Here is a 26,417-nt window from a genome sequence, read left to right as displayed (position 1 = left end):
TTTGCAGACCCAGAGTCGCAAGGGATTGCATTGACGCCCCGCGCGCCGCCGCCTACCGATAGAGCGGTAAAAGGAGGCCGCCATGACCCATGCTCTGCTCGTGATCGATGTCCAGAACGACTTCTGCCCAGGTGGGGCACTGGCCGTGGCAGAAGGGGACGAGATCGTCGCACCGATAAACGCCATGATGGATGAATTCGATGCCGTGATCCTGACTCAGGACTGGCATCCGGCGGGGCATTCTTCGTTTGCCAGTTCCCACGATGGCAAAAACCCGTTCGACCTGGTCGACATGCCCTATGGCCCACAGGTTCTGTGGCCCGACCACTGCGTGCAGGGCACGCGCGGCGCCGGGTTTCATCCCGAATTGCGCACGGATGGCGACCTGATCCTTCGCAAGGGATTCCGCAGTGCCATCGACAGCTATTCCGCGTTCTTCGAGAATGACCACCAGACACCGACAGGCCTTAAAGGCTATTTGGATACACGAGGCATCGACCGTTTGACCCTTGTGGGATTGGCCACCGATTACTGCGTGCGTTATTCCGCGGTAGATGCCGCCAGGTTGGGTTTCGACGTCACGGTTCGCATGGGTGCCTGTCGCGCGATTGACATGGACGGTTCGCTGGCAGCCGCCGAGCAGGCGATGCGGGACGCCGGAGTCGCTTTGACCTAAGGTGTGGCCCCTGCGGCAGCCAAAAGCTTGATCATCACGAACAGAACAACCGCCAGACCCAGCGCGAACCCAATGCGCCCTGGTATCGTCCGACGTTCCGGGTTGGTCTGGCTTGACGGTGGTGACGGAACGGGCATCGGCCGGCTGCGTACGATCCCCGCCATGGGCTGCGCCGTTCGCACGTAGTGCAGGAAATCCCAAAGGTTGAAATCGCCGCAATATTCACCCTGAATTCCACGCGCCCTGATGTTTTCAAACAGCGACCGCAGAATTCGCACCCGATCCGCCTGATCTTCGGCTGGAAACACACCAGGCACGATGCCGCTGTTGCGCGACTCGAGGCTGAATCCGGCATCCATGAAAATCTTGCGGATTTTCGGCGATGTTCCACGCAACGCGTCCGCGGCTCTGATATCGCGGAACACAGCACATACCTGGCGTTCCGTATCAGAGGCAGACCCCAGCTTTTCAGGGTCCAGATCTTCCAGCGCTACGTTAACAATATCAAAATCGTACTCGATACCCATTCACAAACTCAGTTTCGACTTTCCATCCCCTCTTCTCACTAACCGGTAAAAACAATGCACAATATGCCGGTATTGTGACGTCAAACTGGCATTGTCACCAAATCAGTGACTCTTGCTATTTCCAGAGTCGATTGATCTAACTACGGAAATCGCAGGAGTTCCCCATGGTCGACATCGCGACCCGCGTCTACAATCACAAATGGAAGATTGACCCGATTGTACGGTCTTTGATCGATACTGATTTCTACAAACTGCTGATGTGCCAGTCAGTGTTTCGAAACAAGCCTCAAACAGATGTCGTTTTTTCGTTGATCAACCGGTCGAATCACGTACCTCTGGCGCGTTTGATCGATGAAGGCGAGCTGCGGGAACAGCTAGATCACATCCGCTCTCTCAGCCTCAGCCGTGGGGAAAGCACCTGGCTGCGCGGCAACATGTTCTATGGAAAACGGCAGATGTTCCGCTCTGACTTCATGGAGTGGTTCGAGAATTTGCGCCTGCCGCCCTATCACCTTGAACGCAAAGGTGACCAATTTGAACTGACCTTTGAAGGCAAGTGGCACGAGGTCATGCTGTGGGAAATTCCCGCACTGGCGGTGTTGATGGAACTGCGCTCGCGCGCGGTTCTGAACGACATGCGCCGGTTCGAATTGCAGGTGCTTTACGCCCGCGCGATGACCCGGGTTTGGGAAAAGATCGAAAAGTTGAGCTCGATAAACGGGCTTGGGATCGCGGATTTCGGCACCAGACGGCGGCATTCCTTCCTGTGGCAGGATTGGTGCGTGCAGGCGATGATCGAAGGGCTGGGCGCATCCTTTACCGGAACTTCAAACTGCCTGATCGCCATGCGACGCGAGGTCGAGGCCATCGGCACCAATGCGCATGAACTGCCCATGGTCTATTCCGCGCTGGCAGATACGGATGAAGCGTTGGCGCAGGCGCCTTATGACGTGCTCAGCGACTGGCATGACGAGCATGACGGCAACCTCCGCATCATCCTGCCCGACACCTATGGCACCAAGGGGTTTCTGGACAATGCTCCTGACTGGTTGGCGGGATGGACCGGAATTCGCATCGACAGCGGAGACCCGGCAGCAGCGGCCGAGGTCGCAATAGACTGGTGGAACGCACGCGGCGAAGACCCGACAGGGAAGCGGATCATCTTCTCTGATGGTCTGGATGTCGAGAAAATTCAGGAATTGCATGCCCAGTTCGCGGGCCGCGCCAATATTTCCTTCGGTTGGGGAACCTTGCTGACCAACGATTTTCGCGGACTCGTCCCCAATGACGCGCTGGCGCCGTTCTCATTGGTCTGCAAAGCGGTATCCGCCAATGGCCGCCCGACGGTCAAACTGTCAGACAACCCGGAAAAGGCTATGGGTCCGGAGGACCAGATCGAACGCTACAAGCGGGTGTTCGGCGTCGGAGCGCAAAAGGCGATCGAGGTGATCGTCTGAACCACGGCGGCGCATTCATCATTTATCGGCAACTCACCTGATGCTATTTTGGAAGGCATTCCCATTGAACATTAAGGTTGAGATAAAATGATTTTTGAACCAAAGAACTTCTACGATACCGGCGGATCCCGGGATGAGCTTTCACTTTTTTCCTACGCCGCATACCTGATATCCCGCGCGCAGTTTCTGCAAGCCGAAGGCGATGACAGCGACCTTTTACTGTTGGGCCGCGATTGGGAAGAAACCGACGATGCCGTTCTGTCCAAACAGCTTGTTATGCTCGGATTCCGGCCAATTGACGACCGCCAAACATCCGCCCACGAATACATGCGTTTCTTTGATGACCCCGGTGATCTAAGGCCCGTTGACCTGCTTACTTCGCCAGAGCCTGAGGGGTATTACCAACGTTTGTTCGAGGCGATCAGAGCAGCAGAAGAACAGCCGAGCGTCGAACATATTGACGCTGCTTTGAAGCTTGGGCTGGCGGCCCCTGATTCAATTGTTGCTCTTGCCGCACTGAGTTCGTGCCTCAAACTGTATTCGCCGGAATCTTTTCCGCCACGTCTTTGGCTTGGTGTGTTTATGGCACGTTGGGCGCAGTTGGAGCCGCTCTCGCAAGATTTGCTTACTGTGCTGTCGTCCGCTCTGATTTCAGACCCGCCGGGTTCGAAGGTTCCACCGGCGCCCGCGCAACAGAAAGCCGGTGCGCCGGGGTTGCTTCTGGTTCATGGCACTCACTTCGAAGTCAATCCCGACCCTACATGGTACTATCCCCATGTCGGAGATCTGCACAATTACATCAGGCCGCATCGCAACGACATCTTTTCAGGGCAGAACTACTATGAATGGGAGGGCCGGTGGTCCGACCGCGGCCGACATATTGCTGCCAAACACTTGAAAAACTGGATAGATCTTGAGGCTTATCACGGCTGCGATGTGGTTGCCCACAGCCACGGCTGCAATGTCGTCATGAAAGCCGCCGAGATGGGGGCACATTTCAACAAGGTCGTTTTCTTGAGCTGCCCGGTACACTGGCACAAGTACAACCTGAATTCAGGCCGGATCAATGTGCCGTATTCTGTTCGGGTTTGGTTTGACCTGGTGATACTGGCAGATGGCGGAAGACAAAAGTTCCCCGCCAGTGCCAACGTTGCCGATGAGGTCGTCGGAGGTTGGTTCAGTGGGCATTCTGCCACGCGGACATCACAGATTTGGGGCAATCATACATTGGAAGCAAAGCTGATCTGAATTGCCTGGGGAAATGTTATCCGTGAAACGCGGCAACTGTCTTCAACTGTGAAAAGCCGTACAAAGCTTCGAACCCTTTTTCGCGGCCATGGCCGGATTTTCCCACCCCGCCAAACGGCAGTTCAACACCACCGCCTGCACCGTAGTTGTTGATGAAAACCTGACCCGAGTGCAGCGCTTTCGCCAACCGCATCTGCCGCGCGCCATCCCGCGTCCAGACGCTGGCGACCAGGCCGTACTCTGTACTATTCGCTATGGTCAGAGCCTGTTCTTCGGTGTCGAAAGGGATCAGAACCTGAACCGGGCCGAAAATTTCGTCCTGTGCCAACTGATGATCTGGCGGCACGTCTGCGAACAAAGTGGGCCGGACATAGGCTCCGGTCTCTGGCGCGTCTTCGACAATCTGTCCCTGCGCAGCGATCGTCAGGTCCGTGGCGGTTTTCAGGAAGCCCCTGACAATCTGTCTCTGCCGCTCCGAGATCAACGGCCCAACCCGCAGATCCCGCATCGCCGGGCCGACGGTCAGTTCTTCATAGGCCTGAGACATGCGCGATCTGACCTGCTCATAAATGCCCCGCTGCACCAGGATCCGGGACGAGGCCGAACAGGTCTGGCCCGCATTTTGGATACCCGCATTCACCAGAAACGGCAGCGCCGCATCCAGATCGGCATCGTCGAAAACCAATTGCGGGGATTTCCCGCCCAGTTCCAGCGTCACGGGCACCACGTTGCGCCCCGCCGCCTGCTGCACAAGTGCCCCTGTGGCAACAGAACCGGTGAACGAGATGTGGTTTACACCCGAATGTCCGGACAACGCCGCACCCGCCTCGGCCCCCAGACCGGGCACGACATTCAAAGCACCGGCCGGCAGCCCGGCCTGTTGCGCAAGATGGGCAAAGGCCAACGCGGTCAAACAGGCCTCTTCCGCCGGTTTCAGAACACAGGCGTTGCCCATGGCCAACGCCGCCCCGACCGAACGCCCGATAATCTGCATCGGATAGTTCCACGGCACGATATGGCCCGTCACCCCATGTGGTTCGCGCAGGGTATAGACGGTGTAGCCATCGAGATAGGGAATGGTCTCACCCATCACCTTATCCGCCGCGCCGCCGTAGAACTCGCAATAGCGCGCCAGGGCGACCGCGTCTGCCCGGGCCTGTGTCAGCGGTTTGCCGACATCCATCGCCTCAAGCCGCGCCAGGTCGTCCACCCGTTCCAGCACCAGCTGGCCCAGCCGGGTCAGGATGCGGCCGCGTTCCAACGCCGTCTTTCGCCCCCAATCACCATTCAACGCAGAACGGGCGGCTTGTACCGCCGCGTCGATATCCGCCTCGGACCCTCGGGCGATCCGGCAGATCTCGGTCCCGTCCGAAGGGTTGATCAAGGGCAGACTTCCGCCCGCAGCCGCCTGGCTCCAGCGCCCGCCGATCAGGCACAAGGTGGGATCAAACCAAATCTTCTGGGTCATTTTGGGGCCTCCAATCAGGCTCTAACAGGGAACTATATGCCATCAGTGGCCTTATCTCGGGCAACCGGGGCGCAGCGGCAATCAGGGTTTGCGTATAGGGATGTTGCGGATCTTCGAACACCTGCTTGGTCTGACCCTGTTCGACGATCCGCCCGGACTGCATCACAAGCACACGGTCCGTGATCGTGCGGACAACGCTCAGGTCATGGCTGATGAACAGATAGGTCAGGTCATAGGCGTCGCACAGTTCAGCGAGCAGATCGAGGATCTGAGCACGGACCGAAACGTCAAGCGCCGAAACCGCCTCGTCGAACAGGATCAGATCAGGCCGGATGATCAGGGCGCGCGCAATGGCGATCCGTTGCCGTTGCCCGCCCGAGAATTCGTGGATGTACTTGCCCGCGTCGTCGGGGCCGAGGCCGACGGCCGTCAGTATTTCCGAGATCCGATCCTGTCGATCTGATCCGGTGGGCGGGGTGTCCAGCAGGTGGAAAGGCTCGGTGATCAGGCGCGCGACACGGTGGCGGGGGTTGAAGCTGCCATATGGGTCCTGAAACACAACCTGCATCCTCCGACGCACGGCAAGGTTGGGTTTGTGACCGGTGAATACCGGCTGACCACCCAGCTGGATTTGACCGGACTGAACCTCCTCCAAGCCCAAAATTGCCCTTGTTAGGGTCGATTTTCCGCATCCGGATTCCCCAACCAAACCCAACCGCTCGCCTCGGTTGAGTGAAAAACTGACACCATCCACTGCCCGGTGATGGCGCGGCGCGTCCAACAGGCCTTTTCGGGGCAGGCGATAATCCCGGACAACCTGGCTTACCTCCAGCAACGTTTGCGGTCGCGCGGGTTCCGGCAAAGTGACCTGATGGCCAGACGCCTCGAACAGCATTCGGGTATAAGGGTGTTGCATGTGACGCAGCAGGTGCTGTGTGGCCCCGCTTTCAACCACTTCTCCGTGGCGCATGACGATGATCTGGTCCGCCATATCAGAGACAACGGCCAGATCATGGGTGATCATCAGCAGCCCCATGTCATATTCGCGCACCAGCCCCTTGAGCAGGTCGAGGATCTGCGCCTGTGTCGTGACGTCCAGCGCTGTCGTCGGCTCGTCCGCGATCAGCAGCCTGGGGCGCAGAGCGATGGCCATGGCAATGACCACGCGTTGCCGTTGCCCACCGGACAGTTCGTGCGGATAGCGGGAAAGGGGGAACCGATCAGGCGGCAGGCCGACGCGGGTCAGCACCTCTTTGGCGCGTGTTCGGGCCTGAGTCGGGGGCATCGCCTTGTGGATCAGGATCGTCTCCATCACCTGGTCACCGATGGTTTTCACCGGATTGAGCGCTGTCATCGGTTCCTGAAACACCATCCCCAAAGACGCGCCGCGCAAGGCGCACAAATCGAGCTCTGACCGTGTCAACAGATCCTGACCGTCCAGCCAGATCGCACCTTCCGTACTGGTCCCATGCGGCAGCAGTTGCATCACCGCCAATGCGGTCATCGATTTGCCCGAGCCGCTTTCACCCGTCACCGCCACGATCTGGCCGGGGTCGATCGACAAGCTGACCTGTTTCAGAATCGGTATCCCGTGGATCGTCAGCGACAGGTTTTCAATCTGCAACAAACTCATGCCCGCGCCACCCTGATCCGGGGATCCAGCCAGTCCCGCATTCCGTCGCCCAACAGGTTCAGACCCAGCACCGTGACGATGATCGACAGACCCGGAATCAGAGCCAAATGCGGGGCAAAACTGACCATCGTCTGTGCGTCTGCCAGCATCCGGCCCCAGCTGGGCGTCGGAGGTTGAGCGCCCAAACCTACATATGACAGGCCCGCTTCGGCCAGAATGCCAAGGCTGAACTGGATGGTCCCCTGCACGATCAGCAGATTGGCCACGTTGGGCAGAATATGTTCAGCCGATATCCGCGCGGCCCCTTTGCCCGACACACGGGCGGCGAGGATGAACTCTCTCTCCCAAAGCGACAAAGCAGCCCCGCGGGTGATACGGGCAAAGACGGGGATGTTGAAAATACCGATCGCAACAATGGCGTTGATCGCTCCGGCGCCATAGACGGCCGTGATCAGGATGGCGATCACCAGCGAAGGGAAAGCGAAGACCAGATCGTTGCCACGCATGATGACCTCATCCAGCCATGAGCCTTTGCGCGCGGCCGCCGCCAGGCCAAGAGGAACGCCAAGTGCCATGCCGATGCCGACAGCCACCAACGCCACCGCAATCGACGTACGCGCACCGACCATGATCATCGAGAACATGTCGCGGCCGAAATGATCGGTCCCAAACCAATGCTGCCCGTTTGGTGGCTGCAATTTATTGGGAATGTCCAGCGCGGCATGGTCGTAGGGGGTCCAGATGAACGAGACCAACGCGGCCAGAACCACCAGCGACGACAACAAGGCCCCAAGGATCAGGTTCCGGTTCATGTCCTGCTCCTCAGTCGTGGGTCCACGGCCGCATAAGCAAGATCGACAAGGAAATTGACCGTTATCACGGCGAAGACCAGCAGCATCACGACCGATTCCACGACGATGAGGTCTCGGGCAGAAATGGCCTGAAACACCAGCCGCCCGAGGCCCGGCAGATAGAACACCTGTTCGATGATGATCGATCCCGCCAGCAGAAAGGAAAACTGCAAGCCGATGATGGTCAGCACCGGAATCAGCGCATTTCGTACCCCATGCCGCCAAAGGGCCTGACGACGGGACAGGCCCTTGGCCCGAGCCGTGCGCATGAAATCCTCACCCAGAATGTCCAGCAAGGCCGACCGCATGACGCGCGCCAGAATCGCCGCCTGTGGCAAGGCAAGAGCCACGGCAGGCAGGGTCAGGGAATGCAGGCCGACCCACAGACCGTCGTTCCAACCGGCAAACCCGCCCGCATTGAACCAGCGCAGATTGATGGCGAAGATCAGCACAAGCATCATCGCGAACCAGAAGTTCGGGACTGCGATGCCAAGCTGCGTCGCCCCCATCACTGCAAGGTCCCCCGGTTTGCCCCGACGCGCAGCGGCATAGATTCCGGCGGGAAAGGCGATCAACGTGGACAGCGTCAGCGCATAAAGTGCCAGGGGCAACGACACCCACAGCCGGTCAGCGATCATCTGCGACACCGGTGTGCGATAGGTGTATGAGGTGCCGAAATCGCCCACCAGCATGCCGCCAACCCAGTGGAAATAGCGCTGTATCTTTGACCCATCCAGGCCCAGCTCGGCCCGCAGCGCCGCCAGCGTGTCCTCCTGCGCATTGACGCCCAGCATGAACGAGGCCGGATCACCCGGGGCAACCTCGATCACGGCGAAGATGACCACCGAGGCGACGGCCAGGCTGACAAGCAAGGAAATCAGTCGTTTGAGGACGTAGCGGAGCATTGGCACCACGTTAGGGTCACATCAGGCACGGGTCCAGCGTCTAAGGCACCAGAAGGAAAGCGGAAACCGCATAGGCAACGATCGCGGCATAGCCCAGTGGATAGATCCACTTGATCGCATAATTGTCCAAAGTGCGCGCCGCCCCCTCCTTGCCGGACACTTTCAATCGTCGCAGCGCGACGTTGAACACGATCAGCGCCCCGGTCATCAGGAACATACACTGAAGGACAAAATCCAGAAAAGTCAGATAACCCAGCTTGGGCAGATCTGCGGATATTGCCCAGTTGAACGCGACGAAGACCAGCAGGTTGCCGCCCGCAATCTCGATCCTCCGGCGGTATTCATCCAGAAAAAACAGCGCCCAGCCGACCGAGATCAAGACAAGCATCGGCAGGAAAACCCGAATGACGTAATAGGTCAGATGTCGATTGCCCTCAAAAACAAGCGCGACCTGATCGCTTTCTTTGCCGGATAGACCCAAGACCCTGGATGTTTCCAACCGTGCATTGTTCAGAATCCATTCTTCTTCGCCCAGCTGATCTCCGAGGCCCGAGAATTCGTTCAACGGATGGTAAGTGACGTATTCAGAGGGAAAGACCGAAACGACCTCGAAATGAAACTCCTGCGTGTCGAACGGGTATTTTCGGAAATCGAAATGAGGCGCCTGGAGTGTAAGAGACGATTTTTCGACATACAGCACCCGCCCGTCGTAACGCAGGGATGCGGCGGATTCGTGGATCCACTTGTTGGACTGCTGATTGTGAATGACAAAAGCCGGCAGAACGGACCCGATACTTGCCGCATGATTGGCAAGGTCGGGCGGGTTGAAGACCCTGATATCCCTCCCCAGTTCCTTGGGATCAAACGCCAGCGCCGGATCGGTCCATTCCACCCGCAAGACCACAACCGCGCCATAGTTTTCGGCCTTTTGATCAACACCGGTGATCTGGTCGATGCGAATGCCAATCCCAACACTCAACGGATTCTCGGGCGTTCCGGGCAGAGCATCCAGCCGGCCCCCCAACACATTCTGCGCCGTGGCCGCGACAGAAGAACCGAACACCAGGAAAAAACCTAAAACCAAGACGGGAATGGCACGGAGCAAGAACATACGTGAGAACACCCTGACACAATGGAAGGTCCGGGCCGCCCGGCGCGGCCCGGGCTGTAACATTACTCGGACCAGCTGATCTGAGTCAGATCGATTGCAGCGGTGGGCGCGTTCTCCCAAAGGCCCTGAACGCCGACTTTCGCAACGCCCAGTTTGGCCAACTGGAACAGGTAGCCATTGACATAGTCGCTTGCGATCAGGCGCTGCGCCTCACCCAGCAAACGGGTGCGTTCTTCGGGGTCGGTGGTGGTGTTCAGAGTGTCCATCAGCGCCTGAAAATCCGTGCTGTCATACTGAAAGTAATAATCAGGCCGCGCATAAATACCGATATCCATAGGCTCGGTATGGCTGACGATGGTCAGACCGAATTCCTTGCCCTTGAACACGGATTCCAGCCATTGGGCCCATTCCACATTGATGATCTCGGCCGTGATGCCGACCTCGGCCAGCTGCGCCGCTATGATTTCGCCCCCACGACGGGCGTAAGACGGCGGGGGCAAATGCAATGTGGTCTCGAACCCATTTGCGAATCCCGCCTCGGCCAGCAACTCTCTGGCTTTTTCGGGGTCGTAAGCGGATTGCGCGGTCAGATCGACGTAAGCCGGATTGTGCGGCGCAAAGTGGGTTCCGATCGGCGTGCCATAGCCAAACATTGCGCCGTCGATGATCGCCTGCCGGTCAATGGCATGGGCCAATGCCTGACGAACAAGGATATCATCAAACGGAAGTTGCTTGTTGTTGGTAGACAGGATCGTCTCACCTTCGGTCGACCCCACAAGGACCTGAAAGCGCGGGTCGGCCTCGAACTGGGGCAGGTTTTCCGGCGCCGGGAAGTTGTCAAACACGTCGACATCCTCGGCCATCATGGCGGCAAAAGCGGCAGTCGGGTCCGAGATGAACTTGAACGTTGCAGTCTCTAATGCGGGCTGTTCGCCCCAGTAATCGGGGTTTCGGTTCAGCGTGATACTGTCGCCCTGCACCCAGTTTCCAAAGGTATAGGCACCGGTACCAACCGGGTTGGTCTTGATGTTGTCTATGCTTTCCGGCGCGACGATGACCGCATCCCCCCAGGCCAGGTTGAACAGGAAATTTCCGTTCGGCTCTGACAGGGTGACTTTCACAGTCAACGGGTCGACGACCTCGACGGTTTCGATACCGGCAAACAGGGCCTTCTGCGCGTTGGCGCTGTCTTCCGCGGTTGCGCGGTCAAGGCTGAATTTGACATCCTCGGCGTCCATGGTGGTGCCATCATGGAAGGTCACCCCGTCATGCAGGTTAAAGGTATAGACCGTCCCGTCTTCGGAAATCTCCCAGCTTTCCGCCAATCCGGGCACGACCGAGCCGTCGCCCATGAAACGTGTCAGGCCTTCGAAGATATTGGTGTAAACCACCGAGTCGATGGCTTGCGCCGCGGCGCTTGTCGGGTCCAGATGCGGAGGCTCAAGCTGCATCGCAATGGTGATGTCCGACTTGGCCAAAGCCTGCGTGGCAAGCAGGCTGGCCCCTACGGCCAGGGTCGATGCAAATGTCCGGAACAGGAATTTTGTCATGTGAACTCTCCCTACTGAAATGGGTTGTGCCCTTGTTTTCAGGGCCATTTTACTGACAGTCTTCCTGTAAACCTCAGGTCAATCAAGGGAATGTTCGCGCAACCGGGGTTTCTTCGGCCCCTCCCGATCTGCTATGCCGCACTGCAACATAATACTGCAGGAGCGATCCATGAGCGCCACCGCCCGCAAGAAAGCCCCGAACGCCGAGGACATTCGCGCCCGAAAAGGCGGCGAACCTCTGGTCTCTTTGACCGCCTATACCACGCCAATGGCGCGCCTGATGGACGCGCATTGCGATTTTGTGCTCGTCGGTGACAGCGTCGGCATGGTGCTGCACGGGCTGGAATCCACGCTGGGGGTCACGATAGAGATGATGATCCTGCATGGTCAGGCCGTATCACGCGGCCTGAAAAGTGCGATGATGGTCATCGACATGCCTTTCGGAAGTTATGAAGAAAGCCCGGCACAGGCCTTTCGTAACGCCGCACGCCTGATGGCGCACACAAATGCCGGCGCGGTCAAACTGGAAGGCGGGGTGGAAATGGCTGAAACCATCCGCTTTCTGGTGAAACGAGGCATTCCGGTGATGGCTCATATCGGACTGACGCCGCAGTCGATCAATACGCTGGGCGGCTACAAGGTGCAGGGCCGGGACGAGCAGGCTGAAGCCGTCATGGCAGACGCCCGCGCCGTGACCGAGGCTGGCGCGTTCTCGGTCGTTCTGGAGAAAGTGCCCCAAGGTCTGGCCAACCAGATCACCGAAGAGATTGCGATCCCGACCATCGGCATCGGTGCATCTGCGGGCTGTGACGGGCAGATTTTGGTCGTGGACGACATGGTGGGCTTTTTCACCGCCTTCAAACCCAAATTCGTCAAACGCTATGCCGAGCTTGGTCCGTTGGCCGAAGTGGCCATTGCGGAATACGCGGCCGAAGTCCGCGCGCGGACCTTCCCGGCGGACGAACATGTCTTTGCCGATCAGGCTCCGGCCAAAGGACAAAAGACATGACCGCACCGATTCTGCGCTCTCTGGCCGAGCTGCGTGCCAAAACCACCACTTGGCATCGAAACGGTGAGACCATCGGCGTGGTTCCGACCATGGGTGCGCTGCACGAGGGGCATTTGTCACTGGCACAGGCGGCGAAACAGGGCTGCGACCGGGTGATCGTGACGATTTTTGTGAACCCCAAGCAGTTCAACAATCCCGAAGACCTGGCAAATTACCCCCGCACCGAGCATGAAGACGCCCAAAAGCTGGCCCCGTATGGTGTGGATGCGATCTATGTACCGGACCCGCAGGAAATCTATCCGGAAGGGTTTTCGACGACGGTATCGGTCGCCGGTCTGACCGACGTGATGGAAGGCCCCTTCCGCCCCGGACATTTCGAAGGCGTGGCCACGGTGGTCGCCAAGCTGTTCCTGCAAACACAGGCGGATCGAGCCTATTTCGGGGAAAAAGACTATCAACAGCTGCTGGTTGTCCGCCGGATGGCGCGTGATCTGAATATCCCCATCGAGGTGATCGGCTGCCCGACCGTACGTGAACCCTCGGGCCTGGCGATGTCGTCGCGCAATCTTCTTCTTTCCCCCCAAGGGTTGAAGGTCGCAGAACAAATGAACGGCGTCATGCAACAGGTGGCCGACGATCTGGCCAAGGGCGCAGACTTTGCCAAACTGGCGCAGGATGCAAAGGAAACCCTGCTGAAGGTCGGGTTTTCCGAAGTCGAGTATGTCGACCTGCGCTGTGCCGAGACACTGGAAAGCCTGTCCAGCGCCACCCAGCCCGCCCGCCTGTTCGTCACGGCCTGGGCCGACGGCGTCCGCCTGATCGACAATATCCCTGTCAACCCGGCCTGATTTCTGCACTGGCCCCTGCGCCATTGTTTGCGCTAAAGTCCGGCAAAACGATACCGGGGGAGAGCGGAAATGACCCATATTCTGGCAATCGATCAAGGCACTACGTCTTCGCGCGCCATTCTGTTTGACGCGCAGATGCGGCCTGTCGGCACTGCCCAGCAGGAGTTTCCCCAGCACTTCCCGCAGGAAGGCTGGGTTGAACACGACCCCGAGGATATCTGGTCCAGCGTTCTGCATGTGTGCCGTGAGGTGATGGAAACCACCGGCATTTCAGCGGATCAGATTGCCGGTATCGGCATCACCAACCAGCGCGAAACGACGGTCGTCTGGGACAAACAGACCGGCAAGGCCATCCACAATGCCATCGTCTGGCAGGACCGCCGCACCGCCGATATCTGCGCCCGCTACAAACAGGCCGGGTGCGAGGATGACGTTACCGCTCAGACCGGTCTGTTGCTGGATCCCTATTTCTCGGGCACCAAGGTCAAATGGCTGCTGGATACCGTTTCGGGTGCCCGCGCGCGGGCAGAAGCCGGAGACCTGCTGTTCGGCACGATCGACAGTTTCCTGATCTGGCGGCTGACCGAAGGCCGTGTTCATGCAACCGATGCCACCAACGCCGCCCGTACCCTGCTGTTCGACATTCACTCAGGCACGTGGAGCGCCGAGATTTGCGACCTGCTGGACGTGCCCCTGAACCTTTTGCCCGAAGTAAAGGATTGCGCCGCGGATTTCGGAACCACCACTTTGTTCGGGGGCGACATTCCCATTCTGGGCGTTGCAGGCGACCAGCAAGCCGCCACCATCGGGCAGGCCTGTTTCCAGCCCGGTATGATGAAATCAACCTATGGCACGGGCTGCTTTGCGCTGCTGAACACAGGCGCACAGCCGGTTCAGTCGAAAAACCGCCTGCTGACGACGATCGCTTATCAACTGGACGGCCGGCGAACTTATGCGCTGGAAGGGTCGATCTTTATCGCGGGGGCCGCAGTGCAATGGCTGCGCGACGCGTTGCAGATCATCGATGCGGCGCCACAAAGCGGCGAACTGGCGGCTCGGGCTGATCCGAACCAGCATGTGGTGCTTGTGCCCGCCTTCACCGGCCTCGGGGCGCCTTATTGGAAACCTGACTGTCGCGGAGCGCTGTTCGGGCTGACGCGCAATTCCGGCCGGGCCGAGATCGCCCGCGCCACGCTGGAAAGCATCGCCTTCCAGACCCGCGACCTGTGGCACGCCATGCAGGGCGACTGGGGGGCCGATGCCGATGTCATCCTGCGCGTCGATGGCGGGATGGCCGCGTCTGACTGGACCATGCAAGGCCTGTCGAACTGTCTTGGCGCGCCTGTGGATCGCCCGGTCATGCAAGAAACGACAGCCCTGGGCGCCGCATGGCTGGCAGGCATGAAAGCCGGTATTTATCCGGATCAGGTCGGGTTTGCGGAAACATGGGCGCTGGATCGCCGGTTCGAGCCAACGCAGGACCAAGCCGACCGCGATGCGGCTTATGACCGTTGGCAACGCGCGGTACAGGCAGCGATGGCGTTCTAGCTGTGGTCTTTCAACAAGCGTTGTTTCTGCCGTGACCAATCGCGCTTGGCCTGGGTTTCGCGCTTGTCATGGGTTTTCTTACCCTTGGCGATGCCGATCTTGATTTTGGCCAACCCCTTGTGGTTGAAATACAAAACCAACGGCACCAGTGTCATGCCCTTGCGCTGGGTTGCATTCCACAAATCGGACATCTGTTTGCGCGACACCAGCAGCTTGCGACGGCGGCGTTCTTCGTGCCTGAACACTTTGGCCTGCTCGTATGGGGCGATATAGCTGTTGACCAGCCACAGCTCACCGTCATCGACGGTGGCATAGCTTTCCGCGATGTTGGAGCCACCCGCGCGCAGGGATTTGACCTCGGATCCTTGCAGAACGATACCGCATTCGATGTCGTCCTCGATGGCATAATCGAAGCGGGCGCGCCGGTTTTCGGCGATCACTTTGTAATTCGGGTCTGTCTTCTGCTTGGCCATGACGCGTTGATTTAGGCGGCTTGCGCCGCCCTTGCAAGGCACGGATTTCCAGCCGAGGTCATGATTTGGCAGAAATGATCAGATCCGGGCCAAAAATCGTGTCCGCGTGGTTGTGAAGATATATCTTCAACCAGGGCGTAAACCGGTCCGGGTGGCGTTTCACCTCGGCCAACAGATCATGATAGTCGATCCAACGGATATCCATGACTTCATCCGGGTTGGGCGCGATTTTCAGCGGACCGCGGACATGGGCCAGAAAGACGTCGACAACCTCGTTTTCCACCATGCTGTTGCCCACATCGGCGTGGTATTCCAGCCGGTGTCGGTATTCGGGATAGAGGCCCGTGATCCCCAGCTCTTCACGCAGGCGGCGCACGGCACAGGTGGACGAGCTTTCGTCCCAATCGGGATGCGTGCAGCAGGTGTTCGCCCAAAGGCCGGGCGTGTGGTACTTTCCCAGCGCCCGACGCTGCAACAGGATCTCGGTGCCCCGTACGACAAAAACCGACACAGCCTTGTGCTTGAGTCCTTTTTCGTGAACTTCAAGCTTGTCTACAGGGGTCAACTCACCATTGACCCAAGCTGGGATCATGATACCCATCTGTCCTCTCCTGCTGCCAATCCGCCTGACGAGCCCTGATTTTGATTATAGCTGTTGCCGGACGGGCTTGGCGTTGCGGCGTTTTTTCGCGATCCGCCGTCATATACCAAAGTGTCGCTGTTCCACACTGTTATCAATCGCACCAAAGGCCGCAGGGGCTGCGGCCTTTGGTCCTTGTGCATTGGTGCACAGTATCAGGTGTTATTCACCCGACACGCTTGCGATATAGGCATAGACGTCTTCACCGCCCTTTTTCAGCTTGAAGGTCATTTTCGATTTGGCAGACGTGTCATCCAGATAGGATTTCAAAAATGCCTTGGGGTCCTGAGCATACTCGACAAAAGTAGTCTCGTCCCAGACCAGACCCTTCTCACCGGCGGCAACGATGCTGTCTCCGTACTTGAAACCCTCAACGGTACCGGCGGTGCGGCCAGCGATTCCATAGAGGTTGGGGCCGGTTTTGCCACCCTTGACGATCACTTCGCCTGCCGGGTCAGCGATCATGTGGCAGGACTTGCACTTGTTGAAGGTTTTCTTGCCCGCCTCAGCGTCGCCTTCAGCATAGGCAGGAAGGGCCAGAAGGCCGACGATTGCGGTAGCGAGGATGCGATTCATAGCTTTTGCTCCGATACAAATTGGCTGCACCGAATGGACCGTCGGCGCAAAAAAGAGTCAACGCGCAGATTGCCGCGCGCGTTCACTGTGCCACTGCGACAAATAGGCTGTCCTTAACTTTTGTCATGTACCTCGGACCAGCAAGGCAACAGATCGCCCGCGGCCGGAGTCGCAAGATACACGGCGCGCGCAATAGCTCGCGCCAGGCACAGCGAGGCCGCATGCCCGATGACACCTGGTTCGGTGTCGGTGGCGACACCCCGCGCGCCCGTGCTGACCCCGAATACCAGATCACCATCCCCCGGCGTGTGGGCGGGTACAATGGCGCGGGCAATACCGTCATGGGCGGCAACGGCCAGTCTCTGACATTGCGGTTTGGTCAGGGCCACATCCGTCGCAACGATGGCAATCGTGGTATTGGCCTTGTCCGGGTTCGCGGACTGCATCACCTGCGCCTTGCGACTGACCGTTGGTTGGCCAAGTCCGGCATTGGAATCAGGCCCCAACCCACCAAATTCGCCGCCCACTTCAAAGGGGGCTGCCCAGAAATGCCTGTCACCCGGCGTGGTGACACTGCCCAGCGGATTGACCGCGACCAATGCGCCAACGGTAACACCACTGTCCAAAACAACCGAGGCCGAACCCAACCCGCCTTTGTGCATCGCGGTCAAAGCCCCGGTTCCTGCACCTGCAGTTCCGAGTTCGAACCGGTCCGACGCGGATTCGAACGCCGCGCGGCCCAATGCGCGATAGGGATTCTCGTGCCACGCCTTGTCGCCGCCATTCAGCAGGTCGAACAGGATTGCCCCGGGCACGATCGGCACCACGGCGGAACCCACCTTAAACCCGCGGCCTTGGGCATGCAGCGCGTCCATGACGCCCGAACAGGCATCCAGCCCGAAGGCCGACCCGCCCGAAAGCACGATCGCATCCACCTGGTCAACGGTCTTGTCGGCGGCCAGCAAATCTGTCTCGCGCGTGCCGGGTGCGCCACCCATCACGTGCACCGAGGCGCGGAGTGGTTGCGCGCCGGTCAGGACGGTGACGCCTGATTTCAAAGTTGCGCTCTGTGCGTTGCCGACCTTCAGACCGGGGACATCCGTGATCAGGTTTCTGGGTCCGGGGATCATGCAAGCCTCGGCGGTTGAGCGGGAAAGCGCGCTGGCGCGCGCTGCCTCCGGCGGGGATATTTTTGGCCAGATGAAGAGCGGATCAGATGCATCGGCCTCCGTCCACCTCGAGCGCGGCGCCGGTGATCATGCTGGCCTCGTCCGAACACAGGAAACAGGCGGCATTGGCCATATCTTCGGGGGTTGAGAAGCGGCCCAACGGGATGGTCGACAGGAATTTGGCACGGATTTCGGGCGTATCCTCGCCCATGAAGGATTTCAATAGCGGCGTTTCCCCGGCAACCGGGCAGATCGCGTTCACCCGCACGCCGGACGGGGCGAGCTCGACCGCCATCGTTTTGGTTGCGGTGATCATCCAGCCCTTGGAAGCGTTGTACCAGTTCAGGTTCGGGCGCGGTGACAGGCCCGCGGTTGAAGCAACATTCAGTATTGAACCCGCCCCGCGCGCCTTCATGGGTGGAACCAATGCGCGGGCGGTCAGATAGACGGATTTCATGTTCACGTTGAAAACACGGTCGAAATCCGCTTCGCTGACCTCCTCCAGCGGCGTTGGCAGGTGGGTCACACCGGCATTGTTCACAAGGATGTCCAGATGGCCGAAGGTTGAGAAAGCCGCATCCGCCATCTTTTGAACCGAAGCGCCCTCGCCTACATCGACCTGCTGGGCAACCGCCTCGGACCCAAGCCGGGTTGCGAGTTCATGCGCAGCATCGCCATTGATGTCAGCGATCATGACACGCGCGCCTTCGGCCAGGAACTTCCTTACGATCCCCGCACCAAACCCGGATGCACCGCCAGTGACGATTGCGGTTTTTCCCTCCAGCCTCATGGTGTTACTCTCCTGCACCTTTTGCAGGCCAGACTATCAACGCCCGGACGAGATGCCAGATCAATCTTCGGACACCTTGCCGCGCAGCGCCTTGACGTCGCCCCGCGCCTTTTTCGCCGCAAGCCTGCGTTTGACCGAACCATAGGTGGGTTTCGTCGCGATGCGCCGCTTGGGTTTGACCAGCGCCTTGCCGATCAGCTCGGCCAGCCTTGTTCGCGCAATTTCCCTGTTGCGGGCTTGGGAACGTGTTTCTTCGCATTGAATGATGATCGCGCCATCCTTGGTCCATCGGCGCCCGGCCAGCCGTTTCAGCCGCGCCTTGACCGGATCGGGCAGCGAGGGTGAGCGCGCGGCCTCGAACCTCAGCTCGACCGCGGTCGAGACCTTGTTCACATTCTGCCCACCTGGACCGGAGGAACGCATGAAGCTTTCGGTCATTTCCCAGTCTTGCAAGATGATATCGTCGGTGATGCGCAACATGGGCCCGACCTTACAGGGCACGGGTGGAAACAGAAAGGGCCGCCCCTTTTGGGACGGCCCTTCGAAAGTTCAGGAGGTCGGGTCAGTTAGATCAATCGACCAGCCGGAGCGAACGCTACGCCAAGGGCTGCCCTAGCAGGCTTTCCCCCCGGTTGTTCCGACACCTCTCTCCAATCTCTTTCTCGACACTGGATCACCTCCTTTTCTATCTGTTGCGGTTGAAAAGGATGGTGACACAACTTGTGCCACTCTCAAAGCGTTTTTTTACGCGGGCCGTGCGGTCAGTCGTGCGACGATCACCTTGAAGGGGATCAGCGCGACCAGGGCCAGCGACAGCTTCACCAGCCAGTCGGCAAAGGCCAGCGTCACCCACAGGGGCGCCTCGGGGCCTGACAGCATGAAGGGCACGGGCTCCCACGCCCAGTTGATGGCCGCATCCGCATCGGCGCCGAAGACGGTCACCGAAGCCGAGAACGCGATTGTGAAGAAGATCGCTGTATCCAGCGCCGACCCGACCAGTGTGGACACCAGCGGCGCGCGCCACCAGCGGCCTTCACGCATGGCGTTGAACACGGTGACGTCGGTCAGCTGCGCGATCAGGAACGCGGTTCCCGAAGCCACGGCGATGCGCAACGGCACGGCGGCGTAGGTGAAGCCGTCGCCCTGCAGCATGATCTGGCTGCCGATCAGCGAGCAGATCACGCCGGTTACGAAGCCGGCGAACACGACCTTGCGGGCCGGGCCCACGCCATAGACGCGGTTCATGATGTCGGTGACCAGAAAGGCCAGCGGATAGGTGAAGGCACCCCAGGTCAACAGCCCGTCAAAGATCAGGAACTGGACCAGGATGTTCGAGGCCACGACGATGGCGGCCATGGCAAGAATGCCGGGAATAAAGTTGCGTTGCATTTTTTGATGCCCGTTTTGACAAGGTAGCGGCGACTTGGCCAAGGGACCGTCCCAAGGCAGGCTGTGCGTTTAGACCTTCATCTGCCGCGTGTCAATCGGGCAGCAGATACTCGACCAACTCGGTCCGTTGCAGTGCCAGAAAGTTGTCATCCGAGATCATCGTGGCCCGCAAACGTCCCCGATCATCCCGCCAGATCGACAAACCTTCGAGGTTGTCATGCGCGCCGGTTCCGGTTTCGAACAGGGTTTCCTCGGCGTTTGGCACGTCGCCTGTCAGATCCCATCGCCGCAGGCGCGAGCGAAATCCGATTGCCGTGAGGTTTCGCTCCAACACGTAGAACCGCCCATCAGGACCGAAATCAGCGGCAACCGGTTTGAACCAACCACGCTGGGGCAGAACAAATGGGGTCGACCAGGTTTGGCCATTCCAGCGATAGACGGGAATATCTCCGTCCGAGGTGCGGTTCGTTTCCGGCAGCGTATACAGCCGCCCGCGCCTGTCGATGGCCAGACCTTCAAAGGACCCGTTGTCGGCGAGATGCTGAAATGCCTGCGGGCGTGGCAATACACGCGCCTTCGTGCCCGGTGCGGGGTAATGGGCGACGCGGTGCACCCCTTCGAATGAGATATAGAATCCACCGTCAGGAGCCGCCGCAATCCCCTCGGAATCGCCAACGCCGCCAGACATAAGATGCCCGTTGCTGGACAGAACCGGCCATTGCCCCAGAATGCGAATGCCGGTGATCTCGCCATCAAGACGGTCAATGCGCGCCGTCACCAACCGTGCCCGGTCGCTCAGCGCCATCATCTGCTGCCCATTGTCCGAAATGAGCAGCGCCGAGAATCCACCGAACCAATCCGCCTTGTCACGCCATGCAAAACTGCTTTGATGTGTGGCGGTTTTTACATCCACTCCAGGGGCCGCCGTGGCCAGAAACAGTGCCGCACCTACTTGGATTGCAAGACTGAGGCGCATTGTTTCGGCAAATCGGCCAGCACATATTCCCGGCGTTTCTTGGGCGGCGGCGCGTTCGGATCGGGCGGCGGCGGGTTCAGGATGTTACGCACCCATTGTTGCGCCTCGGCACAGCCATCGCCCTTGGGTGGTGCATCCTGGTTGACGCATCCCTTTGATCCTCTTGGGCATTTCAGGCGTACGTGAAAGTGGTAGTGATGCCCCCACCAGGGCCTGATCTTGCGCAGGTAGGCCCGGTTGCCTTTTTCATCGTTGCACATCTGAACCTTAGCCCCGGGGAAAACGAAGATACGTGCCACGCGCTTGTCCTTGGCGGCTTCGCGCAGTACCGCGTGGTGCTGTTTGGTCCAGTTGCTGTTGACATAGGCACCGTTCGAGCGGCGCAGCGATATGGACGAAATATTCTCGCGCGCCTTGCGCGACAGGCGCATGTTGTCACCCGGAAGCATCCAGATATCGATATCCAACCCCAGCTGGTGCGAGCGGTGGCCCGAAGTCATTGGCCCGCCCCGCGGCTGGCTGATATCCCCGATATAGAGACCGTTCCAACCCGGCTGTTTCGCTGCAAACCGGCTGAGGTCCTGCACGTAATCGATCGCTTCGGGGTGCCCCCAGTTGCGATTGCGCGACAGCCGCATTGCCTGCCACGTGGGCCCGGTCTCGGGCAATTGAACCGATCCGGCCGCACATCCGCGCGAATAACTGCCGAACGCCGCTGCTTTTTGTTGCGAGCTTACCTTCTGTGCCCCGAACAACTGCTTTGCCAAGGGCTGCGCTGATGCCGTATTCGCCAGCGCGGTTATTACCAATAGTGCCAAAAAACGTAGTAAAATCATCTGCTCTGATCCCCTTCAGGTCTGACCCAGCGCATCAGGAATAGACCCAGAATAAACAACAGAATGATTGGTGACACCCCTAGACGCGCACTGCCGGTTGCGGTTGTTGCAATCCCGATCAACAACGGGGCCGCAAAAGCGGTCGCGCGCCCCGACAGACCATAAAGACCAAAGCTTTCGACCGGGGTTTCGGGGTCGGTGTGGCGCACCATCATCGAACGGCTGGCCGATTGCAGAATGCCTCCCATGCCACCGATCAGCACACCACAGCCAAAGAAGACCAGGTCAGGCAGGTTGGATCCGTCAGGCAGGCCGATGCCGTAGATCTGCGTCCGGTCCATCGACACCACTGTGACGCAGACAAAAATCAATACCCAGATCGCCACCAATATCACTGGTTTCGGGCCGTATTTCTTGTCTGCCTTCCCCCCGATCCACGCAAAAACGGCCGAAGCGAGAACGCTGACGATCCCGAATACTCCGATCTTGATCAGATCCCATTCCAACACCAGCCGCGCATAGACACCACCAAAACTGTACAGCCCGTTAAGTGCGTCGCGATAGAACATGGACGAACCGAGGTAACTGGCCAGACTGACGCGATAGCGCAAGTTAGACACTGATTTCGACAACAGGCGCAGCGCCTCACCCACGCTTCCTTTCCTGTCTGTCGCCGCATCTTCGCGGACCCAAAGGAAGTACGGCACCATGAACAGAATGAACCAGATTGCCGTAAATGGGCCGACAAAACGCGTGCCTTCCCGGGTGGCGGCATCCAGACCAAAGGCGGGCACCATCCCGATCAGGGTTTTGCCGTTTGGCTGTTCCACAAACAGCGCCAGCATGATCGCCAGCGAAATCAGCCCTCCAAAATAGCCAAAGGCAAAGCCAGAGCCCGAGATCTCGCCCACTTCGCTGTCATCGCCCAGATCGGGTAGCTGCGAGTTGATGAAGATCAGCGCATATTCCGCACCTACGAAGCCGAAACCAAAAGCCGACAGCATCAACCACATGTTCGAGCCATCGGGCATCGTATACCAAAGCGCCGCAGACCCGACCGCATACATGACCGAAAAGGCAAATATCCACGGGATACGCCGCCCCGAAACATCCGCCATCGCCCCCAGCAGCGGCGCGCCAAAAGCGATGATCAACCCGGTGATCGTCAGACAGTTCGCCCAAACAGTCTGCGCGCGCGCCGCAGCCGCCTGCGCATCCAGCCCTTCATTAGTGAAATACCCGGCGGCGACGCCTGCGAAGTATGGGCCAAAGACAAAGGTGACCAGAAGGGTATGATAGGGCTGGCTGGCCCAGTCAAAGAACCACCAGCCCCAGATGCGCCTGCGCTTGGAAATCTCTGCCATCTTTGCCCCTGTTTATCGTTGCGATTATATGACTGGGCTTTAATTCAAATCGCAAGCGTTGAGTGCCAGACACTTGCTCTTTGTCGCCATGGTGCTTAGGTCTCGGCCAACTAGAATACGGAGAACCCATGCTGTCGCTGATCCAAATCCTGCTGCTGATCCTGGACATTGTCTGGTTCATCATCCTGGCCCATGTGATCATGAGCTGGCTGATCAACTTTCAGGTGCTCAACCTGCACCAACAGCTGGTCGCGCAAATCTGGTACGGGCTGAACCGCCTGTTAGAGCCTATTTATGGCCCGATCCGGCGTATCCTGCCCAACATGGGCGGTCTGGACCTGACGCCGCTGGTGGTGCTGATCGGGGTCTATGCGCTGCGGATCATCCTGATCAACAACGCGGTCTATTTCTACTGACCTCTTGTTCCCCGATTCCGACTGTGTGATTGTCCTTTCAAGAGCAGTCAAATCTTGAAACAGGGCACCCACGCACATGTTCGACGCCGCGCCTCTGCTGCGAGATGTCTTTGGATTCGATGAATTCCGCCCCGGGCAGGAAGAGATCGTCGATGCCGTAACCGCCGGCCAGAACGTGCTGGCGATCATGCCCACGGGCGGCGGCAAATCCCTGTGTTATCAACTGCCTGCCCTGCTGCGCGACGGGGTCACGGTAGTGATTTCGCCGCTGATCGCCCTGATGCGCGATCAGGTGCGGGGGCTGCAAGAAGCCGGGGTCGAAGCCGGCGCGCTGACCTCGGGCAACACCCCCGAGGAAACAGATGCCGTGTGGGCGGCGCTCGAAGCCGGGCGGCTGAAACTGCTTTACATGGCGCCCGAACGGCTGGCCGCCGGGTCGGCACTGGGCGTGTTGCGGCGGATCAATGTCAGCCTAATCGCGGTGGACGAGGCCCATTGCGTCAGCCAGTGGGGCCATGATTTCCGCCCTGATTATTTACGGATCGGAGAGCTACGGCGCGCGCTGAACGTGCCCTTGGCCGCCTTCACCGCCACGGCGGATGCGGAAACACAGGACGAAATCGTCGAGAAACTGTTCGACGGCACACCCCCGCGCAAGTTTCTGCGGGGCTTCGACCGGCCGAATATCCACCTGGCCTTTGCCGCCAAGGACAGCCCGCGCAGGCAGATCCTGGATTTCGCGGACGCCCGCCGAGGCCAGTCGGGCATCATTTATTGCGGCACCCGCAACAAGACCGAAGTTCTGGCGCAGGCGCTGCGCGAACAGGGCCACAGCGCCTGCCACTATCACGGCGGGATGGAGGCCGAAGACCGCCGCATCGTCGAAACCCGCTTCGCGCGCGAGGACGGGCTGATCGTGGTGGCCACCGTGGCCTTCGGCATGGGCATCGACAAGCCCGACATCCGCTGGGTCGCCCATGCGGACCTGCCGAAATCCATCGAGGCCTATTACCAGGAAATCGGCCGCGCCGGCCGCGATGGCGGGCCGGCCGAGACCCTGACCCTGTTCGGCCCCGACGATATACGTTTGCGGCGGTCCCAGATTGACGAGGGGCTGGCACCACCCGAACGCCGCATGGCGGATCATGCGCGGTTGAACGCGCTGCTGGGGTTGGCCGAGGCGCTGCACTGCCGCCGCCAGACCCTGCTGGGCTATTTCGGGGAACAGGCGGCACCCTGCGGCAAATGCGACCTGTGCGATACACCGCCCGAAGTATTTGATGGCACAACACCTGTCCGAATGGCCTTGTCCGCGATTCTTCGCACCGAGGAATGGTTTGGCAGCGGTCATCTGATCGACATCCTTCTGGGGAACGAGACCGACAAGATCCGCGCCCGTCGTCATGATGGTCTGTCCACCTGGGGCATCGGCAAGGACTGGTCGCGCGCGCAATGGCAGGCGATATTCCGCCAGATGATGGGGCACGATCTGGTGCGCCCCGACCCCGAACGCCACGGGGCCTTGCGCATGACCGAGGCCGCCAAACCTATTCTCAAGGGCGAGGCAAAGATCAACCTGCGCAAGGACGCCCTGCGCAAGGCAACCCGTCGCCCCGCCGTGAAAGCCATGGTGTCCGATGAAGATGCGCCCTTGCTGTCGGCTCTCAAGGCCAAAAGACGCGCTTTGGCAGAATCCGCTCGGGTCCCGGCCTATGTCATTTTTCCGGATCGCACCCTGATCGAAATGGCGGAAAAGCGCCCCTTGACGCTGGACGAGATGGCCCGGATTGGCGGCGTCGGCGCCAAGAAGCTGGAACGGTATGGCGACACCTTCCTTGAAGTGATCGCCGGCGAGGCCCAGGCGTTGCACCCGGCGCGCCGCAAGCTGGCCGGTCGCGATCAGGGCGACATCTTTGACCGCTTGCTGGAAGTACAGTCCCAATTGTCCCGCGGTCCCGACGGGATAGACAAGCCTCTGACCTGCTCGGCCTCGCAACTGGCAAAGGTGGCACAGATGCGCCCGGATGACCTGCGCGGGCTTGAACAGGTGCTGGGCGACCGGCGTCACGAAAGGTTTGGCACCGCCTTTCTGGACGTGCTGCGTGAGGCGGGCTAGATACGCCGGGACAGGTAAGGAAAGAGGGCAGGTATGCTGGTAGTGATTTCCCCGGCCAAACGGCTGGACTGGACAGAGCGGGACGTTGAAGTCACACAGCCCGATTTTCAGGATGATGCGATCAGACTGTCCAAAACCGCGCGCAATCTGACCCTTGGCGATCTGAAAAAGCTGATGGGTCTGAGCGATGATCTGGCGCGCCTGAACCGCGATCGCTATCGTGCTTTTTCCGACATGCCAGACGCTGATGCAACGCGCCCTGCCGCGCTGGCCTTTGCGGGGGACACCTATCAGGGTCTGGAAGCAGCTTCGCTCGATCCTGACGAACTGGCATGGGCACAGGATCATCTGCGCATCCTCTCAGGTCTCTATGGTGTCTTGCGGCCACTCGATGCGATACAGCCCTACAGGCTGGAGATGGGCAGCAAGCTGAAAACACGGCGCGGCAAAAACCTTTACGAGTTTTGGCGCGACCAGCTCAGCAAAGCTCTGAACGCACAAGGCAACATGATCGGCAGCGACGTTCTGATCAACTGCGCCAGTCAGGAGTATTTCGGCGCCGTGGACCCGAACGCGCTGAAATTGCGCGTCATCTCGCCAGTGTTCATGGAAGACAAAAACGGCACTCCGAAAATCGTGAGTTTCTTTGCCAAAAAGGCGCGTGGTGCAATGGCGCGATATGTCATTCACCACCGCCTGACCGACCCCGATGCCTTGCTGGATTTCGATACGGGTGGTTACGCGTATCGTGCTGACCTGTCGGAAAAGGATAAACCTGTCTTTGTTCGACCTTATTCGGCCTGAGACCCTGACAGCCTGATCGATACTTCCTTCCACGGTT

Annotated in this window: 26 protein-coding genes; 9 read left to right on the top strand and 17 right to left on the bottom strand. The window is 59.4% G+C overall.

Annotated elements, in window-relative coordinates:
• Positions 1-82: 82 nt before the first annotated feature.
• Positions 83-676 (top strand): bifunctional nicotinamidase/pyrazinamidase, encoded by a 594-nt coding sequence (gene pncA, locus GOW09_RS07715; RefSeq protein WP_171117091.1) that lies wholly within the window; start codon positions 83-85, stop codon positions 674-676.
• On the opposite strand, the gene GOW09_RS07710 is transcribed toward pncA, so the two are convergent.
• A complete protein-coding gene (locus GOW09_RS07710) occupies positions 673-1,203 on the bottom strand; it encodes a hypothetical protein (RefSeq protein ID WP_171117089.1) in 531 nt (176 codons plus the stop codon). The two genes, pncA and GOW09_RS07710, sit on opposite strands and share 4 nt — an antisense overlap.
• Positions 1,204-1,367: 164 nt before the next feature.
• Between GOW09_RS07710 and pncB the strand changes: the two genes are divergently transcribed.
• The gene (pncB, locus tag GOW09_RS07705; RefSeq protein ID WP_152459437.1) at positions 1,368-2,660 is read left to right on the top strand and encodes a nicotinate phosphoribosyltransferase; all 1,293 of its coding nucleotides are present in this window, start codon (positions 1,368-1,370) and stop codon (positions 2,658-2,660) included.
• 87 nt (positions 2,661-2,747) lie between these two features.
• The gene (locus tag GOW09_RS07700) at positions 2,748-3,908 is read left to right on the top strand and encodes a hypothetical protein (RefSeq protein ID WP_171117087.1); all 1,161 of its coding nucleotides are present in this window, start codon (positions 2,748-2,750) and stop codon (positions 3,906-3,908) included.
• Between the two features lie 16 nt (positions 3,909-3,924).
• On the opposite strand, the gene GOW09_RS07695 is transcribed toward GOW09_RS07700, so the two are convergent.
• From GOW09_RS07695 to GOW09_RS07670, 6 genes are all read right to left on the bottom strand, one after another.
• The gene (locus tag GOW09_RS07695) at positions 3,925-5,376 is read right to left on the bottom strand and encodes an aldehyde dehydrogenase family protein (protein ID WP_171117085.1); all 1,452 of its coding nucleotides are present in this window, start codon (positions 5,374-5,376) and stop codon (positions 3,925-3,927) included.
• Positions 5,354-7,009: an ABC transporter ATP-binding protein gene (locus tag GOW09_RS07690; protein WP_171117083.1), complete on the bottom strand. Its 1,656-nt coding sequence runs from the start codon at positions 7,007-7,009 to the stop codon at positions 5,354-5,356. The genes GOW09_RS07695 and GOW09_RS07690 overlap by 23 nt, the downstream gene beginning before the upstream one ends.
• On the bottom strand, positions 7,006-7,821 hold the full coding sequence (locus GOW09_RS07685) for an ABC transporter permease (RefSeq protein WP_171117081.1): 816 nt from the start codon (positions 7,819-7,821) through the stop codon (positions 7,006-7,008). The genes GOW09_RS07690 and GOW09_RS07685 overlap by 4 nt, the downstream gene beginning before the upstream one ends.
• Positions 7,818-8,765: an ABC transporter permease gene (locus tag GOW09_RS07680; protein ID WP_171117079.1), complete on the bottom strand. Its 948-nt coding sequence runs from the start codon at positions 8,763-8,765 to the stop codon at positions 7,818-7,820. Before GOW09_RS07680 ends, GOW09_RS07685 begins: the two co-directional genes overlap by 4 nt.
• Before the next feature lie 40 nt (positions 8,766-8,805).
• Entirely contained in the window at positions 8,806-9,828 is a 1,023-nt protein-coding gene (locus GOW09_RS07675) for a hypothetical protein (RefSeq protein ID WP_371808031.1), read from the bottom strand.
• A 110-nt stretch (positions 9,829-9,938) separates the two neighbouring features.
• Positions 9,939-11,426, bottom strand: a complete 1,488-nt coding sequence (locus GOW09_RS07670; protein WP_171117075.1) for an ABC transporter substrate-binding protein — start codon at positions 11,424-11,426, stop codon at positions 9,939-9,941.
• A 169-nt stretch (positions 11,427-11,595) separates the two neighbouring features.
• Between GOW09_RS07670 and panB the strand changes: the two genes are divergently transcribed.
• The 3 genes from panB (at position 11,596) to glpK (ending at position 14,831) form a co-directional block, all read left to right on the top strand.
• Entirely contained in the window at positions 11,596-12,435 is an 840-nt protein-coding gene (panB, locus tag GOW09_RS07665) for a 3-methyl-2-oxobutanoate hydroxymethyltransferase (RefSeq protein WP_171117073.1), read from the top strand.
• Positions 12,432-13,283, top strand: a complete 852-nt coding sequence (gene panC / locus GOW09_RS07660) for a pantoate--beta-alanine ligase (RefSeq protein ID WP_170346753.1) — start codon at positions 12,432-12,434, stop codon at positions 13,281-13,283. Before panB ends, panC begins: the two co-directional genes overlap by 4 nt.
• Before the next feature lie 69 nt (positions 13,284-13,352).
• Positions 13,353-14,831 carry a glycerol kinase GlpK gene (gene glpK / locus GOW09_RS07655; protein ID WP_171117071.1) on the top strand — a complete coding sequence of 493 codons (1,479 nt, stop codon included), beginning with the start codon at positions 13,353-13,355 and terminating at the stop codon, positions 14,829-14,831.
• Here the strand turns inward: glpK and smpB are convergent.
• The 10 genes from smpB to GOW09_RS07605 form a co-directional block, all read right to left on the bottom strand.
• Positions 14,828-15,304, bottom strand: coding sequence for an SsrA-binding protein SmpB (gene smpB, locus GOW09_RS07650; protein WP_171117069.1), 477 nt, complete (start codon positions 15,302-15,304; stop codon positions 14,828-14,830). The genes glpK and smpB overlap by 4 nt on opposite strands.
• Before the next feature lie 58 nt (positions 15,305-15,362).
• Positions 15,363-15,905, bottom strand: a complete 543-nt coding sequence (gene idi, locus GOW09_RS07645) for an isopentenyl-diphosphate Delta-isomerase (RefSeq protein WP_171117067.1) — start codon at positions 15,903-15,905, stop codon at positions 15,363-15,365.
• Positions 15,906-16,106: 201 nt separating this feature from the next.
• Positions 16,107-16,520 carry a cytochrome c family protein gene (locus GOW09_RS07640; RefSeq protein ID WP_170346757.1) on the bottom strand — a complete coding sequence of 138 codons (414 nt, stop codon included), beginning with the start codon at positions 16,518-16,520 and terminating at the stop codon, positions 16,107-16,109.
• 113 nt (positions 16,521-16,633) lie between these two features.
• Entirely contained in the window at positions 16,634-17,650 is a 1,017-nt protein-coding gene (locus tag GOW09_RS07635) for a P1 family peptidase (protein ID WP_171117065.1), read from the bottom strand.
• An 82-nt stretch (positions 17,651-17,732) separates the two neighbouring features.
• Positions 17,733-18,479, bottom strand: coding sequence for an SDR family oxidoreductase (locus GOW09_RS07630; protein WP_171117063.1), 747 nt, complete (start codon positions 18,477-18,479; stop codon positions 17,733-17,735).
• Between the two features lie 60 nt (positions 18,480-18,539).
• Positions 18,540-18,959 (bottom strand): alternative ribosome rescue aminoacyl-tRNA hydrolase ArfB, encoded by a 420-nt coding sequence (gene arfB, locus GOW09_RS07625; protein ID WP_171117060.1) that lies wholly within the window; start codon positions 18,957-18,959, stop codon positions 18,540-18,542.
• 264 nt (positions 18,960-19,223) lie between these two features.
• Positions 19,224-19,868, bottom strand: coding sequence for a queuosine precursor transporter (locus tag GOW09_RS07620; protein ID WP_171117059.1), 645 nt, complete (start codon positions 19,866-19,868; stop codon positions 19,224-19,226).
• Between the two features lie 91 nt (positions 19,869-19,959).
• Positions 19,960-20,844 carry an esterase-like activity of phytase family protein gene (locus GOW09_RS07615; protein ID WP_171117057.1) on the bottom strand — a complete coding sequence of 295 codons (885 nt, stop codon included), beginning with the start codon at positions 20,842-20,844 and terminating at the stop codon, positions 19,960-19,962.
• Positions 20,817-21,680: a penicillin-insensitive murein endopeptidase gene (mepA, locus tag GOW09_RS07610; RefSeq protein ID WP_171117055.1), complete on the bottom strand. Its 864-nt coding sequence runs from the start codon at positions 21,678-21,680 to the stop codon at positions 20,817-20,819. Before mepA ends, GOW09_RS07615 begins: the two co-directional genes overlap by 28 nt.
• Complete coding sequence (locus GOW09_RS07605) at positions 21,677-23,044, bottom strand: MFS transporter (RefSeq protein ID WP_171117052.1); 1,368 nt, start codon at positions 23,042-23,044, stop codon at positions 21,677-21,679. Before GOW09_RS07605 ends, mepA begins: the two co-directional genes overlap by 4 nt.
• A gap of 128 nt (positions 23,045-23,172) precedes the next feature.
• On the opposite strand from GOW09_RS07605, the gene GOW09_RS07600 reads away from it, so the two are divergent.
• The 3 genes from GOW09_RS07600 to yaaA all read left to right on the top strand — a co-directional run bounded on the left by GOW09_RS07600 (position 23,173) and on the right by yaaA (position 26,380).
• Positions 23,173-23,460 (top strand): YggT family protein, encoded by a 288-nt coding sequence (locus tag GOW09_RS07600; RefSeq protein ID WP_005980077.1) that lies wholly within the window; start codon positions 23,173-23,175, stop codon positions 23,458-23,460.
• Positions 23,461-23,536: 76 nt separating this feature from the next.
• Complete coding sequence (gene recQ, locus GOW09_RS07595; RefSeq protein ID WP_171117051.1) at positions 23,537-25,576, top strand: DNA helicase RecQ; 2,040 nt, start codon at positions 23,537-23,539, stop codon at positions 25,574-25,576.
• A gap of 33 nt (positions 25,577-25,609) precedes the next feature.
• Entirely contained in the window at positions 25,610-26,380 is a 771-nt protein-coding gene (gene yaaA / locus GOW09_RS07590; RefSeq protein ID WP_171117049.1) for a peroxide stress protein YaaA, read from the top strand.
• Positions 26,381-26,417 lie beyond the last annotated feature (37 nt).

Origin of the sequence: Ruegeria sp. HKCCA5463 (assembly GCF_013034175.1) — a bacterium.
Lineage (GTDB): Bacteria > Pseudomonadota > Alphaproteobacteria > Rhodobacterales > Rhodobacteraceae > Ruegeria.
This window is presented reverse-complemented; position numbering and strand designations above follow the sequence as displayed.

Excerpts from the sequence above, each read along its gene's own strand:
- pncA (WP_171117091.1), top strand. The coding sequence starts at position 83 with ATGACCCATGCTCTGCTCGTGATCGATGTCCAGAACGACTTCTGCCCA.
- GOW09_RS07710 (WP_171117089.1), bottom strand. The coding sequence starts at position 1,203 with ATGGGTATCGAGTACGATTTTGATATTGTTAACGTAGCGCTGGAAGAT.
- pncB (WP_152459437.1), top strand. The coding sequence starts at position 1,368 with ATGGTCGACATCGCGACCCGCGTCTACAATCACAAATGGAAGATTGAC.
- GOW09_RS07700 (WP_171117087.1), top strand. The coding sequence starts at position 2,748 with ATGATTTTTGAACCAAAGAACTTCTACGATACCGGCGGATCCCGGGAT.
- GOW09_RS07695 (WP_171117085.1), bottom strand. The coding sequence starts at position 5,376 with ATGACCCAGAAGATTTGGTTTGATCCCACCTTGTGCCTGATCGGCGGG.
- GOW09_RS07690 (WP_171117083.1), bottom strand. The coding sequence starts at position 7,009 with ATGAGTTTGTTGCAGATTGAAAACCTGTCGCTGACGATCCACGGGATA.
- GOW09_RS07685 (WP_171117081.1), bottom strand. The coding sequence starts at position 7,821 with ATGAACCGGAACCTGATCCTTGGGGCCTTGTTGTCGTCGCTGGTGGTT.
- GOW09_RS07680 (WP_171117079.1), bottom strand. The coding sequence starts at position 8,765 with ATGCTCCGCTACGTCCTCAAACGACTGATTTCCTTGCTTGTCAGCCTG.
- GOW09_RS07670 (WP_171117075.1), bottom strand. The coding sequence starts at position 11,426 with ATGACAAAATTCCTGTTCCGGACATTTGCATCGACCCTGGCCGTAGGG.
- panB (WP_171117073.1), top strand. The coding sequence starts at position 11,596 with ATGAGCGCCACCGCCCGCAAGAAAGCCCCGAACGCCGAGGACATTCGC.
- panC (WP_170346753.1), top strand. The coding sequence starts at position 12,432 with ATGACCGCACCGATTCTGCGCTCTCTGGCCGAGCTGCGTGCCAAAACC.
- glpK (WP_171117071.1), top strand. The coding sequence starts at position 13,353 with ATGACCCATATTCTGGCAATCGATCAAGGCACTACGTCTTCGCGCGCC.
- smpB (WP_171117069.1), bottom strand. The coding sequence starts at position 15,304 with ATGGCCAAGCAGAAGACAGACCCGAATTACAAAGTGATCGCCGAAAAC.
- idi (WP_171117067.1), bottom strand. The coding sequence starts at position 15,905 with ATGGGTATCATGATCCCAGCTTGGGTCAATGGTGAGTTGACCCCTGTA.
- GOW09_RS07640 (WP_170346757.1), bottom strand. The coding sequence starts at position 16,520 with ATGAATCGCATCCTCGCTACCGCAATCGTCGGCCTTCTGGCCCTTCCT.
- GOW09_RS07635 (WP_171117065.1), bottom strand. The coding sequence starts at position 17,650 with ATGATCCCCGGACCCAGAAACCTGATCACGGATGTCCCCGGTCTGAAG.
- GOW09_RS07630 (WP_171117063.1), bottom strand. The coding sequence starts at position 18,479 with ATGAGGCTGGAGGGAAAAACCGCAATCGTCACTGGCGGTGCATCCGGG.
- arfB (WP_171117060.1), bottom strand. The coding sequence starts at position 18,959 with ATGTTGCGCATCACCGACGATATCATCTTGCAAGACTGGGAAATGACC.
- GOW09_RS07620 (WP_171117059.1), bottom strand. The coding sequence starts at position 19,868 with ATGCAACGCAACTTTATTCCCGGCATTCTTGCCATGGCCGCCATCGTC.
- GOW09_RS07615 (WP_171117057.1), bottom strand. The coding sequence starts at position 20,844 with ATGCGCCTCAGTCTTGCAATCCAAGTAGGTGCGGCACTGTTTCTGGCC.
- mepA (WP_171117055.1), bottom strand. The coding sequence starts at position 21,680 with ATGATTTTACTACGTTTTTTGGCACTATTGGTAATAACCGCGCTGGCG.
- GOW09_RS07605 (WP_171117052.1), bottom strand. The coding sequence starts at position 23,044 with ATGGCAGAGATTTCCAAGCGCAGGCGCATCTGGGGCTGGTGGTTCTTT.
- GOW09_RS07600 (WP_005980077.1), top strand. The coding sequence starts at position 23,173 with ATGCTGTCGCTGATCCAAATCCTGCTGCTGATCCTGGACATTGTCTGG.
- recQ (WP_171117051.1), top strand. The coding sequence starts at position 23,537 with ATGTTCGACGCCGCGCCTCTGCTGCGAGATGTCTTTGGATTCGATGAA.
- yaaA (WP_171117049.1), top strand. The coding sequence starts at position 25,610 with ATGCTGGTAGTGATTTCCCCGGCCAAACGGCTGGACTGGACAGAGCGG.